Annotated in this window: 12 protein-coding genes; 8 read left to right on the top strand and 4 right to left on the bottom strand. The window is 64.6% G+C overall.

The genetic code is table 11. The annotated features are described in order from the left end of the window. Nucleotides 1-83: 83 nt before the first annotated feature. Both paaK and F562_RS20625 read right to left on the bottom strand, forming a co-directional pair. Nucleotides 84-1394 carry a phenylacetate--CoA ligase PaaK gene (paaK, locus tag F562_RS0112675; RefSeq protein WP_018157341.1) on the bottom strand — a complete coding sequence of 437 codons (1311 nt, stop codon included), beginning with the start codon at nucleotides 1392-1394 and terminating at the stop codon, nucleotides 84-86. 1 nt (nucleotide 1395) lies between these two features. Next, nucleotides 1396-1968 carry a hotdog fold thioesterase gene (locus tag F562_RS20625; RefSeq protein WP_018157340.1) on the bottom strand — a complete coding sequence of 191 codons (573 nt, stop codon included), beginning with the start codon at nucleotides 1966-1968 and terminating at the stop codon, nucleotides 1396-1398. 230 nt (nucleotides 1969-2198) lie between these two features. Between F562_RS20625 and F562_RS0112665 the strand changes: the two genes are divergently transcribed. Next, nucleotides 2199-3593: an amino acid permease gene (locus F562_RS0112665; RefSeq protein ID WP_018157339.1), complete on the top strand. Its 1395-nt coding sequence runs from the start codon at nucleotides 2199-2201 to the stop codon at nucleotides 3591-3593. Between the two features lie 31 nt (nucleotides 3594-3624). Then, nucleotides 3625-4281 carry an HAD family hydrolase gene (locus tag F562_RS0112660; protein ID WP_018157338.1) on the top strand — a complete coding sequence of 219 codons (657 nt, stop codon included), beginning with the start codon at nucleotides 3625-3627 and terminating at the stop codon, nucleotides 4279-4281. On the opposite strand, the gene F562_RS0112655 is transcribed toward F562_RS0112660, so the two are convergent. Next, nucleotides 4278-5510: an alpha/beta fold hydrolase gene (locus F562_RS0112655; protein ID WP_018157337.1), complete on the bottom strand. Its 1233-nt coding sequence runs from the start codon at nucleotides 5508-5510 to the stop codon at nucleotides 4278-4280. The genes F562_RS0112660 and F562_RS0112655 overlap by 4 nt on opposite strands. Before the next feature lie 192 nt (nucleotides 5511-5702). On the opposite strand from F562_RS0112655, the gene F562_RS0112645 reads away from it, so the two are divergent. Genes F562_RS0112645 through F562_RS20275 form a run of 3 tightly spaced genes read left to right on the top strand, consistent with a single transcriptional unit; the run spans nucleotide 5703 to nucleotide 8420 of the window. Further along, entirely contained in the window at nucleotides 5703-7172 is a 1470-nt protein-coding gene (locus tag F562_RS0112645; RefSeq protein ID WP_018157335.1) for a catalase, read from the top strand. Between the two features lie 16 nt (nucleotides 7173-7188). Then, nucleotides 7189-7572 (top strand): ankyrin repeat domain-containing protein, encoded by a 384-nt coding sequence (locus F562_RS0112640; RefSeq protein WP_018157334.1) that lies wholly within the window; start codon nucleotides 7189-7191, stop codon nucleotides 7570-7572. Further along, nucleotides 7569-8420 (top strand): NUDIX hydrolase, encoded by an 852-nt coding sequence (locus F562_RS20275; RefSeq protein ID WP_018157333.1) that lies wholly within the window; start codon nucleotides 7569-7571, stop codon nucleotides 8418-8420. The genes F562_RS0112640 and F562_RS20275 overlap by 4 nt, the downstream gene beginning before the upstream one ends. On the opposite strand, the gene F562_RS0112630 is transcribed toward F562_RS20275, so the two are convergent. Further along, nucleotides 8411-8863 carry a phage holin family protein gene (locus F562_RS0112630; RefSeq protein WP_018157332.1) on the bottom strand — a complete coding sequence of 151 codons (453 nt, stop codon included), beginning with the start codon at nucleotides 8861-8863 and terminating at the stop codon, nucleotides 8411-8413. The genes F562_RS20275 and F562_RS0112630 overlap by 10 nt on opposite strands. A gap of 597 nt (nucleotides 8864-9460) precedes the next feature. Between F562_RS0112630 and hisC the strand changes: the two genes are divergently transcribed. The 3 genes from hisC (at nucleotide 9461) to F562_RS0112615 (ending at nucleotide 12911) form a co-directional block, all read left to right on the top strand. Next, nucleotides 9461-10564: a histidinol-phosphate transaminase gene (gene hisC / locus F562_RS0112625; protein WP_018157331.1), complete on the top strand. Its 1104-nt coding sequence runs from the start codon at nucleotides 9461-9463 to the stop codon at nucleotides 10562-10564. 134 nt (nucleotides 10565-10698) lie between these two features. Continuing rightward, the gene (gene pdhA, locus F562_RS0112620) at nucleotides 10699-11922 is read left to right on the top strand and encodes a pyruvate dehydrogenase (acetyl-transferring) E1 component subunit alpha (protein WP_018157330.1); all 1224 of its coding nucleotides are present in this window, start codon (nucleotides 10699-10701) and stop codon (nucleotides 11920-11922) included. Continuing rightward, the gene (locus F562_RS0112615) at nucleotides 11922-12911 is read left to right on the top strand and encodes an alpha-ketoacid dehydrogenase subunit beta (protein WP_018157329.1); all 990 of its coding nucleotides are present in this window, start codon (nucleotides 11922-11924) and stop codon (nucleotides 12909-12911) included. Before pdhA ends, F562_RS0112615 begins: the two co-directional genes overlap by 1 nt. Nucleotides 12912-12969: the final 58 nt, after the last annotated feature.

The raw sequence follows: 12969 nt of genomic DNA, 5'->3' as shown, positions 1-12969 counted from the left end.
GGTCCTTCCGAAGCGTGACGGCCGTGTGCGGTGGCCGAAGATCTATGCGTCCGACGTTGGCGCTGGCGGCGCGGTTCCCTGAACTATCGCTCGTCGACAATGCGTCGAGCTTTACCCACTGACCGCTCGATCCCGCCTTCGCCGAGGATCTCTACGGTTGCCGAGGTCCCAATCCGAGTCTTGATTTGCTCGGCCAGCCTAGCGGCCAAGGCAGTCCGTTCATCCGCCGAAAGCGCCGGTTCGGCCTCTACACGAACCGTCAACGCGTCCATGCGGTCCGGCCGCGTGAGGACACATTGGAAGTAGGGAGTCAGCCCGGGAAGGGCCAGCACTAGCTCCTCGATCTGCGTAGGAAAGACGTTCACGCCGCGCACAATCATGAGGTCGTCGGTGCGACCAGTGACCTTCTCCATACGTCGCATCGCCGGGCGCGCGGTGCCTGGAAGGAGTCGGGTGAGATCGCGAGTGCGATAGCGCACGATCGGCATGGCTTGCTTGGTCAGCGAGGTGAAGACCAACTCTCCAACCTCGCCATCGGGCACCGGGTCGCCGGTGATCGGGTCGATGATCTCTGGATAGAAATGGTCCTCCCAGATGTGCAGGCCGTCTTTGGTCTCGACTGCCTCCTGCGCCACGCCTGGCCCCATCAGCTCCGACAGCCCATAGATGTCGGTCGCGTGCATGGCACCGCGGCGCTCGATCTCCTCGCGCATCGCGGGAGTCCACGGCTCGGCGCCGAAGACGCCGATCTGCAAGGGGGACGGGGCCGGGTCAACGCCGTGCGCCTGCATCTCATCCAGCATGGAGAGGAAGTACGACGGCGTCACCATGATGGCGCGAGCCTCGAAGTCGTGGATCAGTTGAATTTGCTTGGCCGTCTGCCCGCCACTCATCGGTACGACGGTGCAGCCGAGCCGTTCGGCGCCGTAGTGCGCGCCAAGTCCACCTGTGAACAGTCCGTAGCCGTAGGCGACATGGACGACGTCCCCTGGTCGTACGCCCGCGCAACGCAGCGACCGCGCGACCAGGCTGGCCCACGTGTCGATGTCCTCGCGGGTGTAGCCGACCACCGTGGGTTTTCCGGTGGTCCCGCTGGAGGCGTGGAGTCGCACGACCTGATCGCGCGGCACGGCGAATAGCCCAAACGGGTAGTTGTCCCGCAGATCAGTCTTCTCGGTCATGGGCGCGTGGCGAAGGTCTTCGAGCGATGAGAGGTCTTGGGGATGGAAACCCTTGTCGTCAAAGGCCTTTCGATAGTGCGGGACGTTGTCGTACGCGCGCTGCAGGGTCGTGCGGAGGCGTTCCAGTTGTCGGGCGCGCAACTCATCGAGCGACCAACGCTCGGCATCATCGAAAAGGTGGGTGCCGTCGGCGATCGCGGGAAGGGTCGTCATGTCAGGCGTCCTTTGCTGGTCGAATTTGTCGAGCCGCACTCGCTGGTCGAGCCGCACTCGCTGGTCGAGCCGCACTCGCTGGTCGAGCCGCGCTCGCTGGTCGAGCCGCACTCGCTGGTCGAGCCGCACTCGCTGGTCGAGCCGCGCTCGCTGGTCGAGCCTGTCGAGACCGCCCCCGGAACTCCGCGACCAGTGCGCGGTCGGATTCGCGGGTCACCGTGACATCAGTGATGCCATTGCGGCCGTAGGTCGCTCGCTCGATACCTTCGGCGATCAGTACATCGTCGAGTCGCGTGGAAGAGACGAACGAAATATCCGCCCCCGAGGCGACCGTCGTCATGCCGCCCGCGTTGCATGCCAGCGCGAATGTCGAGTCAGCGAGGATGAAGACGTACCCTCCGTGTGCGATGCCGTGACCGTTGACCATGGCCGGGGAGATGGTCATGCGCGTGAGCGCATAGCCAAGACCGTCGCGTAACTCGACGTCGAGCAACTCGATCCCCAAGTCGCGGGAGGCTCGGTCGGCCTCCCACATGCTCAGTACGTGGCCTCTGTCGATCGCTTCTCCGCCCATGATGGTCATGTTGCCAGGCACGCGATGGCGAGGTGGTTAAAGCCGGGCCTTTGCATACCCGGCACCAATCACCGTCCCTGCCAGCGGCTGCGTGATACGACCTGGCACGAGACGTCGCCCGACGATCTGACAGCAAGTCGGACAAGATCGGACAGAATGACGGATCGTTCTGGCGGGGTGGGCGACAGACTCGGACGGTTCCAACCACTGAGCATCAGGAGCGACACCCCATGAGTGGTAGCGACCAACAACTCCAAGCGGGGCTCAAGTCCCGTCACATCACCATGCTTTCGATCGCCGGCGTGATCGGCGCCGGACTATTTGTCGGCTCGGCGGAGGCCATCAAACTCGCTGGCCCGTCCGTGCTGATCTCCTACACCCTCGCCGGCACGTTGGTCGTGCTCGTGATGCGCATGCTCGGCGAAATGGCAACGGCCCACCCCGACAGTGGGTCGTTCTCGACCTATGCCGACCGGGCGCTCGGCCGTTGGGCGGGCTTCTCTATCGGCTGGCTCTACTGGTGGTTCTGGGTCGTGGTGATCCCGGTTGAGGCGATTGCGGGTGCGGCCATCCTGTCCAACTGGACGGGCATTGATCAGTGGATTTTTGCGCTCATCATCACGCTGCTGCTGATGGGTACCAACCTGCTCTCCGTCGGAAACTATGGCGAGTTCGAGTTCTGGTTTGCTCTGGTCAAGGTGGTCGCGATTGTGGCGTTCATCGCGGTCGGACTGCTGGGGATCTTTGGCCTGCTTCCCAATTCGGATGTCTCAGGGATCTCGCACCTGTGGACCGAAGGCTTCGCGCCCGGTGGATTCCAAGGGATCCTGGCCGCCATGCTCACCACGATGTTCACTTTCATGGGCACCGAGATCGTGACCATCGCAGCAGCCGAGTCGGGCGACCCGGCCGGTGGGATCCGCCGCGCCGTGAACTCGGTCATCTGGCGAATCTCCTTGTTCTACCTGGGTTCTATCTTTGTCGTCGTTTCGCTGGTGGCCTGGAACTCGCCCAACCTCGGTGACGCTGGCTCCTATCAGGCCACGCTCGATGTCCTGGGGCTTGGCAGCCTCAACTGGGTCCTGGACCTGGTCATCCTGACCGCGGTCGCATCCTGTCTGAACTCCGCGCTCTACACCGCTAGCCGGATGGCGTTCTCCCTTTCCAAGCGAGGCGACGCTCCCCGGTCCTGGTCCACCGTCGCCGCGCGTGGCGTACCGACCTGGGCGATTCTGGCAAGCACCGCGTTTGGCTTTGTCGGGGTGATTGGCAACTACGTCTTCGGCGAAGAGATGTTCGGCTACCTGTTGGCGACCTCCGGCGCGATCGCGCTGTTCGTCTACCTGGTGATCGCGTTGTCCCAATTGCGGATGCGCGCGCTGCTGGACGCCGAAGGGGCCAAGCCGCTCGTCCGCATGTGGGCCTTCCCCTACCTCACGATCGCCGCGATTGCCTTCATTGCGGTGACGCTCGTGCTCATGGCCGTGCTGGAGGGGCAGCGACTGCAGCTGTGGCTGTCGGTGGGTCTGGCGGCGGCCATCGTTGGCATCGGCATCTACCTGCACGGGACCAGCCGCAAGGCTTCGCCTGAGTCACTGGAATCGGATGCGAGAGGCGGCCACTGACCTCAGTGCTCGACTTTCGTAGCCTTGCCTAGTGACCGATTCCCCGCGCTGGCCCACAGTCATCTTCGACCTTGACGGCACGCTCGTCGACACGGTGCCGCTCATCGTGGCGTCCTACCAGCACACCTTCCAAACGCATTTGGGGCGAACGGAAGACGAGGCGCGGATCAAGAACTGGATCGGACAGCCCTTGATCAGGGCCTTTCGGGAGGTCGATCCGGACCTCGCCGATCAGATGTACGCGACCTATCTCGAGTGGAACAACGCGCATACCGAGGAGATGATCCGCCCGTTCGCTGGCGCCGGTGAGTTGTTGACCGCGTTGGCGGCGGCAGGCGTACGCGTGGGTGTTGCGACCTCGAAACGTCGGGGCCAGGCGCAACGTGCGTTGGCCTTGACTGGACTGGACAGCTTGATTGACCCGACGGTGACGCTTGAGGATACGTCGGCACATAAGCCCGATCCAGAGCCAATTCGTCTGGCGTGTAAGGCAATTGGCGCCCTGGAAGATGAGTCGGTTTACGTCGGCGATGCGGCAGTTGACGTCTTGGCCGGCCAAGCCGCTGGCTTGCAGACCGTTGCGGTGACCTGGGGTGCTGGCACGCCGGAGGCATTGCGCGCGGCCAAACCCACCGTGCAGGTCGACTCGATGGCGACGCTGGGCGAGACCCTGCTCCCTGACGCTTAGATCTCGCCGCGGGTCATCCTGATCAACCGGTCGAGTACATCGGGCCCGCCGGCACGGATGCCGTTATGCAGCCACTCATTGCTGATCCACGGGCGCATCTGTGGCAGCAACTCGGCGGTCGCCATGGAGTGCTCCCGCAGCACGAACGGATCGTCGTAGTAGATCGCCGCGGCGCACGGCACCTCGGCTCGCCGCAGGGCGTCCTCGTCATAGAGCCGAGGCCACTCATGCTCGGCCAGCAAGTGGGCGGCATCCGCCAACGGGCTCAGCTCAGGCGTCTCATTCAAGTGCCAAGGGAAGGGGTGCTCGGCGGTGAAAAGTGCGACATCAGAGTCGTATTCGCTAGGGCGTACGCGGTCGCATGACCATCGGGTCGCGCCGCCGTCGGCATAGCACGCCTCGTGCAGCACGGTGTAAATCGGCATGGAGCCACCGAACGGGACGGCGTCATAGACATCGGACACAAAGCGTGGTGACGCCGGGTCGCGCTCCAGCAAGAAGTGCAAGGCCTCGCTACCGCCGGTCATGCCCAGTCCGGATCCGAGTGTCTGCAAGCGATGCGTCGTCAGGGGGACGCCGTTCGGCAATGTGATCGCGCCGCGCTCGCACTCGGCAGCAATCTGTCGCATGCGGTCGCGGTCGCCAGGGAAGCGCTGGTAATGGCCCTCGGTCAGTTCCTGCATGCGGGCGTAGGTGGCGCGGTAGACCTCGTCGACGGGCAAGCCCACGGGCGGTACGCCACCGGTGAAGAAGACTTCTCGCAGCGATCCTGGGAACGCGGATAGGTAATGAAGAGAACAGAATCCACCGAAGGACTGGCCCAGCAGGCTCCACTGCTCCACGCCCAGATGCTCCCGCAGCAGTTCGGCGTCGCGGACGATCGAGTCAGCCCGGAAGTGCACGAGGTAATCGGCCTGCTCTTGGGGGGTCATCCCCGGCAAACTCCCCACCGGAGTGGACAGGCCCGTACCCCGCTGGTCGAGGAGTAAGAGCCGGAAGTCCTCGAGGGCGCGAGCGTGCCAGCCGCCGAGTGGGACCGCAGGGCGCGGGCCCTCGCCGCCGGGACCGCCTTGCAGGAACAACAGGTAAGGCTTGTCGGCACCGCCCGGCGCAGACACCTCGCGGGCAAAGACGGTGAGCGTCGCGCCACTCGGATCGGAGTGGTCGACCGGGACCTCGATGGTGTGGTCGGTCAGGATCATTCCGGGGAGGCGAATGCTGTGCGGCATGAGCCGAGCGTACGGCCCAAAGTTCGCGGTCCCCGGGAGGCTCTCGGGCTGTTGGTCAGGGCAACCTAACCTTGAATGACTCCAGAAACGATGACTAGAATTGTGGACATTGCAACCACGTGACGAGTTCAGCATGGTGCGCCGCAGCCGCCTCGGTCGCATCCTCGTCACCGAAGTAGCCAAGGAGCAGATGTGCCTGTAGACAACCCGGACAACACAGCCCCCGCGACGACCGTTGCCGGCGCCCCGGTGATCGACAACCAGAACAGCGTGACCGCTGGCCCGCGCGGTCCGCTGCTGCTTCAGGACGTCTGGTTCCTGGAAAAGCTCGCCCACTTCGACCGCGAGGTCATCCCCGAGCGCCGTATGCACGCCAAAGGCTCCGGCGCGTTCGGCACCTTCACCGTGACGAACGACATCTCCAAGTACACCAACGCCAAGGTGTTCTCCGAGGTCGGCAAGCAGACCGAAATGTTCGTCCGGTTCTCCACGGTTGCGGGTGAGCGTGGCGCGGCCGATGCCGAGCGTGACATCCGAGGCTTCTCGGTGAAGTACTACACCGAGGACGGCAACTGGGACCTCGTGGGCAACAACACGCCGGTCTTCTTCATGCGTGACCCGCTGCTGTTCCCCGACCTCAACCACGCCGTGAAGCGTGATCCGCGCACCAACCTGCGCAATGCCGAGAACAACTGGGACTTCTGGACCAACCTGCCTGAGGCGCTGCACCAGGTCACCTACCTCATGGGTGACCGCGGCATCCCGAAGTCTTACCGCCACATGCACGGCTTCGGCTCGCACACGTACTCCTTCTACAACGACGCCGGTGAGCGCTACTGGGTGAAGTTCCACCACGTGTGCCAGCAGGGCCTGGAGTACCTCACCGATGCTGAGTCCGAGAAGGTCATCGGCGCCGATCGTGAGTCGCATCAAGTCGACCTGTTCGACTCGATCGAAAACGGCGACTACCCGAAGTGGAAGCTGTGCGTTCAGGTCATGCCGGAGGCCGACGCCGAGAACTATCGTTTCCACCCCTTCGACCTGACCAAGGTCTGGTCCAAGAAGGATTACCCGCTGATCGAAGTCGGTGAGTGGGAGCTCAACCGCAACCCCGACAACTACTTCGCCGATGTGGAGCAGGCGGCCTTCAGCCCGGCGAATGTCGTTCCGGGCATTGGCTTCTCACCCGACCGGATGCTTCAGGGTCGCTTGTTCTCCTACGGCGATGCGCAGCGCTACCGTCTGGGTGTCAACCACCACCAGATCCCGGTGAATGCCGCGAAGGCCGCGCCGCAGACCAACAGCTATCACCGCGATGGCCAGATGCGTGTGGATGGAAACCAGGGCGCGGTGCCCTCGATCGTGCCGAACTCCTATGGCCACTTCGGTGACCAAAAAGATCGGCGCGAGCCCCCGCTGGCGATTGGGGCCACAGCCGATCGGTTCGAGTTCCGCGAAGAGGACGACAACTACTTCGAACAGCCGGGCGACCTGTTCCGTCTCATGGACGCCGAGCAGCAGCAGCGGCTCTTTGAGAACACCGCCCGGGCCATCGATGGCGCCTCGCAGCAGACGATCGAACGGCACATCGCCAACTGCACCCAGGCCGACCCGGCTTACGGTGAGGGTGTGCGACAGGCCATCGAGGCCAACCAGTCCTGACCAGGCATATGAAACCGTGTTTGAGCTGACTCAAGAGCAGGCTGGCCGCGTACTCGAGATCGCCATGGATCTCGCGCGGCAGGGTGAGACTGAGCAGCTGCTGGAGTTCTGCGACCACGGGCTGCCGGTCGACAGCCAAGACGCCGATGGCAACTCACTGCTCATGCTGTCGGCGTACCACGGCCATGTCGGGACGGTCAGTGCGCTCTTGGATCGGGGCGCCAACCCAGACCTGCGCAATAGCCGCGATCAGACGCCGGTCGCTGGAGCGCTCTTCAAGGGAGAGGACGCGGTCGTAGCGGCCTTGGTCGCTGCTGGTGCTGACCTCGACGCGGGGACGCCTACAGCCCGCCAGGCGGCGGCACTCTTCGGTCGGGCAGGGATAGCGTTGACCGGGTGAAGATCGAGGCGAACGGCTTGGAGGTCGGGTACGTCCGCGTCGAGGCGCGTGCTGACCGTCCCGATACGGCATCGATCTGGTGCGAGGTGGAGCCCGCGCATCGCGGAAAGGGGCTCGCACTCGACGCGGCCCGCACGGCGGTTGAGCACGCACTGGGCGATGGCGGCTTCGCCCGGATCGAGGCATACGTCGACGCGCAAGACCGAGCCGCGTTGCGGCTCGCGTCTCGCGTCGGCATGCGCCGCGAAGGGCTTGCGCGCGGCTATGCCCGAGGTACCGATGGCGAGCGACGCGACCACATTTTGGTGGCACGGCTCGCCGATGACCCCCTGATTGGCAGCGGTGAGATGTTCCGCGCCACGCTCAATGCCGGGCTGCCGCGCACCCGCACCATTGCCCAAGGTCTCGTACGCAATGCGCGCGGCGAGGTGTTGCTCGCGGAGTTGGTCTACAAGCGTCAGTGGGACCTGCCCGGCGGTGTCGTGGACCCGAAGGAGTCTCCGGCCGTCGCGGTCGTGCGCGAAATGGCGGAGGAATTGCAGGTCGACGCCGTCGTGCAGGGCCTGATCACCGTGACGTGGCTTCCGCCCTGGCGCGGCTGGGACGACGCGTTGCTCTACCTTTTCGACGTCGCCAGCGCGGACGGGTTACTCGCCGATCGGGTCGCCGAAGCAGTGCTTGAGCGACGAGAGATCAAAGGCCTCCACTGGGCTGACCGAGACACCATCCGAGAGCGATGCGCGCCGTATACCGCACGACTCATCGAGCACGCGCTGGACCAACTGACATCACGCAAGGGCGCGACCTACCTGGAGAACGCCGAACTGCCTGACTGGGCTCAGCGGTAGTCGTAGTTTTCGCGCGAGCGCGCCGACCCAGACGGTCCTTGGCGACCAGACACGCGCCGATCGCGATCGTCCGGCGCGACGATGTTGAGCGCCCAACTCACCAGGCTGATGATCAAGCCGCCCAGGATCGCACTCCAGAAGAACTCATCCACGTGGAAGGACAGGTCCAACTTTCCGGAGATCCACGACGTCAACTCCAGCATCGCGGCGTTCACCACGAGGGTGAAGAGACCGAGCGTCAGGATTAGGGCAGGCAGCGATAGGAACATAGCGATCGGGCGTACGACCACATTGATGATGCCGAAGATGGCCGCCACGAGGGCGATCGTCAGGATCTTAGAAGAGGTCTCGGCGGAATCCTGGACCAAAGTGATACCCGGGACGACTGCCGCCGCGACCCAAAGCGCAACGGCGTTGATGGCAATCCTGATGAAGACATTCATACCGCCAGTGTCGCACTGGTGGCCGCTCACGCCGGTCGAGCCGGTCGAGGCGCCTCACGCTGGTCGAGCCGGTCGGGGCCCCTAACGCCGGTCGAGCCGGTCGAGGCGTTAGCCGAGGCCGTGTCGAGGCCTGGTGGGTGGTCTCGACAAGCTCGACCGGCGTTGGGGTGGGTGGTCTCGACACGGCGTGGTCTCGACAAGCTCGACCGGCGTTGGGGTGGGTGGTCTCGACACGGCGGTCACTTCGTTCCCGCCTGCTCGACCGGCATTGGGTGTGAGTCGAGGCTCCTAACGCTGGTCGAGCCGGTCGAGGCGTTAGCCGAGGCCGTGTCGAGGCCTGGTGGGTGGTCTCGACAAGCTCGACCGGCGTTGGGGTGGTCTCGACACGGCGGTCACTTCGTTCCCGCCTGCTCGACCGGCGTTGGGTGTGAGTCGAGGCTCCTAACGCTGGTCGAGCCGGTCGAGGCGTTAGCCGAGGCCGTGTCGAGGCCTGGTGCGTGGTCTCGACAAGCTCGACCGGCGGTGGGGCTCGACTGGCGGTGGGGCTCGACCGGCGGTGGGGGTGGTTGTCGGTGGGAGCGCGCCTACCCTGAGGGCATGAGTGAAGAGACCACGCTGGCCAATGGCGTCCAGTTGCGATCCACCCTCGATGCGCTCCCGGCGTACAAACCGGGGAAGCCGGCCGCGGACCGTACTGACGTGACGACCTACAAGATCAGCAGCAACGAGAATCCGTACCCGCCGCTGCCCTCCGTGCTGGATGCGGTCCGCGAGGCCGCAGGTCAGATGAACCGCTACCCGGACATGGCTGTCGGCGCGCTGACCGAACGGCTCGCCGATGAGCTCAAGGTCGAACCAGATCACATCGCGACCGGCACCGGCAGCGTCGGGGTCCTGGGCCAGTTGGTGCAGATCACCTGCGATCCGGGCGATGAGGTCGTCTATGCCTGGCGCTCGTTCGAGGCATATCCCATCGTGGTGGGCCTCGCAGGCGCGGTCTCGGTCCAGGTGCCGCTGACGGAGGATGCTCGGCACGATCTGCCGGCGATGGCGTCGGCCATCACGGACCGCACCCGGTTGGTCGTGGTGTGTACGCCCAACAACCCGACCGGTCCCAGCGTGCACCGAGCCGAACTCGAGGAGTTCCTTGCCGCGGTGCCGAACAACATCGTCGTCGTCATCGACGAGGCCTACCTGGAGTTTGTCGAAGACCCGGACGCCCCGGAGGCACTGGCGATCTGGCGCGACCATCCCAACGTGGTGGTGCTGCGTACCTTCTCCAAGGCGTACGGCCTGGCGGGGCTGCGCGTGGGCTATGCCGTCGCGCACGAACCCGTCGCCACCGCGCTGCGCAAGGCTGCGGTGCCGTTCGGGGTCAGTCACGTGGCGCAACAGGCCGGTATCGCCAGCTTGGACGCGTTCGGTGAGTTGGCCGAGCGGGTGGAGTCCCTGAAGCAAGAACGTACGCGCGTCGTGTCGGCCCTACGCGATCAAGGCTGGGCGGTGCCACAGACTGACGCCAACTTCGTATGGATGCCGCTCGGTGAGGCGACCGTCGACTTCGCCCAGGCCTGTCAGGAGGCAGGTTTGGTCGTGCGTCCTTTTGCGGGCGAAGGCGCGCGATGCACGATCGGGGAGACCGAGGCGAATGATCGGCTGATAGAGGTGGCCGCGGCGTTCCGACGGGAGCACGCCGAGTAACCTGCGGGTGAGCAGTCTGTGATCGACGCCACAATGAGGTGGCGGACCGCTTCGCGGCGCCCCGCTACCGCGTCTGGCGTCGTGCCCGAATCATTCCGCGACACCACCCCGTCGCTGGAGCGAAGGAGACGAGCATGAGCGCGCCCGAGCGCCCGGATTCAGCCGGTTCCACGGCATCCGAGCCCATCCGCCACCATGAGACGACGGTGCCGCCGCCGGCTACTCGCGACATCACGGACGGCGGACCCGACATGGTCCAGTTCGTCGATGGCGACGGCCAGCGCATCGGGATCACCGAAGCGAACGAGCCCTACGCCGCCATCGTCGAGGCGATGACCCCCGAGGACGCTCAGTCGATGTACCGCGATCTGGTGCTCGTGCGCCGTATTGATGCCGAAGGGCACGCGTTGCAGCGCCAAGGCGAGTTGGGGTTGTGGCCGTCGCTCCTCGGTCAGGAAGCCGCACAGGTTGGCGCGGGGCGTGCGCTGCGGCCTCAGGATTACGCCTTCCCCGGTTACCGCGAGCATGGCGTGGGTTGGTGCCGTGGTGTGCCACCCGAGAATGTGTTCGGGATGTTCCGAGGCGTCAACCATGGCGGGTGGGACTCCAACGCCAATAACTTCCACCTCTACACGATTGTCATCGGCAACCAGATGCTCAACGCGACGGGTTACGCGATGGGCATCCAGCGCGATGGAGCTGTCGGCACGCAGGATCCTGATCGTGATGCTGCCGTGATGGCGTTTACCGGCGATGGTGGGACAGCCCAGGGCGACTACAACGAGGCGTTGGTTTTTGCCAGCGTCGCGAACGCACCGGTGGTGTTCTTCGTCCAGAACAACCAGTGGGCGATTTCTGAGCCCAACCACAAGCAGTTCCGCATCCCGCCCTATCAGCGTGCGCGCGGGTTCGGCTTCCCCGGCGTACGCGTCGATGGCAACGACGTGTTGGCGGTCTATGCCACGAGCACGGCCGCTTTGGATGCTGCGCGTTCGGGCCAGGGCCCCACCCTGATCGAGGCCTTCACATATCGGCTGGGCGCGCATACGACCTCTGATGACCCGACGAAGTACCGCGTCGCGGCCGAGGTCGACGTCTGGAAGGAGAAGGACCCGATCAAGCGCATGCGTGGGTTCATGGAGTCCAAGGACCACGCTGACCCCGACTTCTTCACCGCCATTGACGAGGAAGCAGATGAACTCGCCGCGCGTATCCGGAAGGCCTGCCAAGAAATGCCGGACCCGCCGCTTCCTCACATGTTTGACGATGTGTACGCCGAGCCCCATTCGCTCGTCGCGGCCGAGAAGGCCGAGTTCGTCGCCTTCCATGAATCCTTCGAGGCGGAGGGCGCTCACTGATGGCTTCGCAGAAAATTACCCTCGCCAAGGGCCTCAATGCGGGCCTGCGGCGGGCTATGGAGCAGGACCCCAAGGTCGTCCTCATGGGCGAGGACGTCGGCAAGCTCGGTGGCGTTTTCCGCATCACCGAGGGCTTGCAGAAAGACTTCGGTGAGGACCGGGTCATCGACACCCCGCTCGCCGAGTCGGGCATCGTTGGTACGGCCGTCGGGCTCGCGCTGCGCGGCTACCGGCCCGTGGTCGAGATCCAGTTCGACGGGTTTGTTTATCCAGCGTTCGACCAGATCGTCAGCCAGGTCGCCAAGATGCACTCGCGGTCGCTGGGGCATCTGAAGTTGCCGATGGTCATTCGTATTCCTTGCGGTGGTGGCATCGGAGCGGTCGAGCATCACAGTGAGTCCAACGAGGCCTACTTCGCCCATACGGCTGGCCTTCGGGTAGTGACGTGCGCGAATCCGGCGGACGCCTACTGGATGATTCAGCAAGCCATTTCGTGTGATGACCCGGTCATCCTGTTCGAGCCCAAGCGGCGCTACCACGAGCGCGGCGAAGTCGATATCGACGAATCGGCAGGTCCGACACTGGGATTGCACGATGCCGCCGTCGTCCGTGAGGGCACGGACCTGACGTTGCTGTGCTACGGCCCCATGGTGAAGACCTGCCTGCAAGCAGCGAATGCCGCTGAGCAGGAGGGAAAGTCGCTCGAGGTTGTCGACCTTCGCACCCTGTCACCGCTAGATGTCGACACCATTGTCGCTTCGGCGAAGAAGACTGGCCGGGTAGTGGTGGTGCATGAGGCCAGCACCTTCCTCGGTATGGGTGGTGAGCTCGCGGCTCAGGTCCAGCAGCAGTGCTTCTACCACCTGGAGGCGCCGGTGCTGCGCGTCGGCGGCTACAACATTCCCTACCCGCCCAGTCGCTATGAGCAGGAGTTCCTGCCCAATCTCGACCGCGTGCTTGACGCCGTCGACCGCTCGCTTGCCTACTGACACCACGATGGTCGAGCAGGTCCGCCGGTTGAGCTTGTCGAAACCGCGAGCCGTATCG

The sequence above is a fragment of the Demetria terragena DSM 11295 genome (assembly GCF_000376825.1).
GTDB classification, from domain to species: Bacteria; Actinomycetota; Actinomycetes; order Actinomycetales; family Dermatophilaceae; genus Demetria; species Demetria terragena.
The sequence above is the reverse complement of the archived record's forward strand: the minus strand, read 5'-3'. Positions and strand labels throughout refer to the sequence as shown.

Bases quoted from the DNA above. Each gene is read 5' to 3' on its own strand.
- F562_RS0112665 (WP_018157339.1), top strand. From the start codon at position 2,199: ATGAGTGGTAGCGACCAACAACTCCAAGCGGGGCTCAAGTCCCGTCAC.
- pdhA (WP_018157330.1), top strand. From the start codon at position 10,699: ATGAGCGCGCCCGAGCGCCCGGATTCAGCCGGTTCCACGGCATCCGAG.
- F562_RS0112655 (WP_018157337.1), bottom strand. From the start codon at position 5,510: ATGCCGCACAGCATTCGCCTCCCCGGAATGATCCTGACCGACCACACC.
- F562_RS0112615 (WP_018157329.1), top strand. From the start codon at position 11,922: ATGGCTTCGCAGAAAATTACCCTCGCCAAGGGCCTCAATGCGGGCCTG.
- F562_RS0112630 (WP_018157332.1), bottom strand. From the start codon at position 8,863: ATGAATGTCTTCATCAGGATTGCCATCAACGCCGTTGCGCTTTGGGTC.
- F562_RS20625 (WP_018157340.1), bottom strand. From the start codon at position 1,968: ATGGGCGGAGAAGCGATCGACAGAGGCCACGTACTGAGCATGTGGGAG.
- paaK (WP_018157341.1), bottom strand. From the start codon at position 1,394: ATGACGACCCTTCCCGCGATCGCCGACGGCACCCACCTTTTCGATGAT.
- hisC (WP_018157331.1), top strand. From the start codon at position 9,461: ATGAGTGAAGAGACCACGCTGGCCAATGGCGTCCAGTTGCGATCCACC.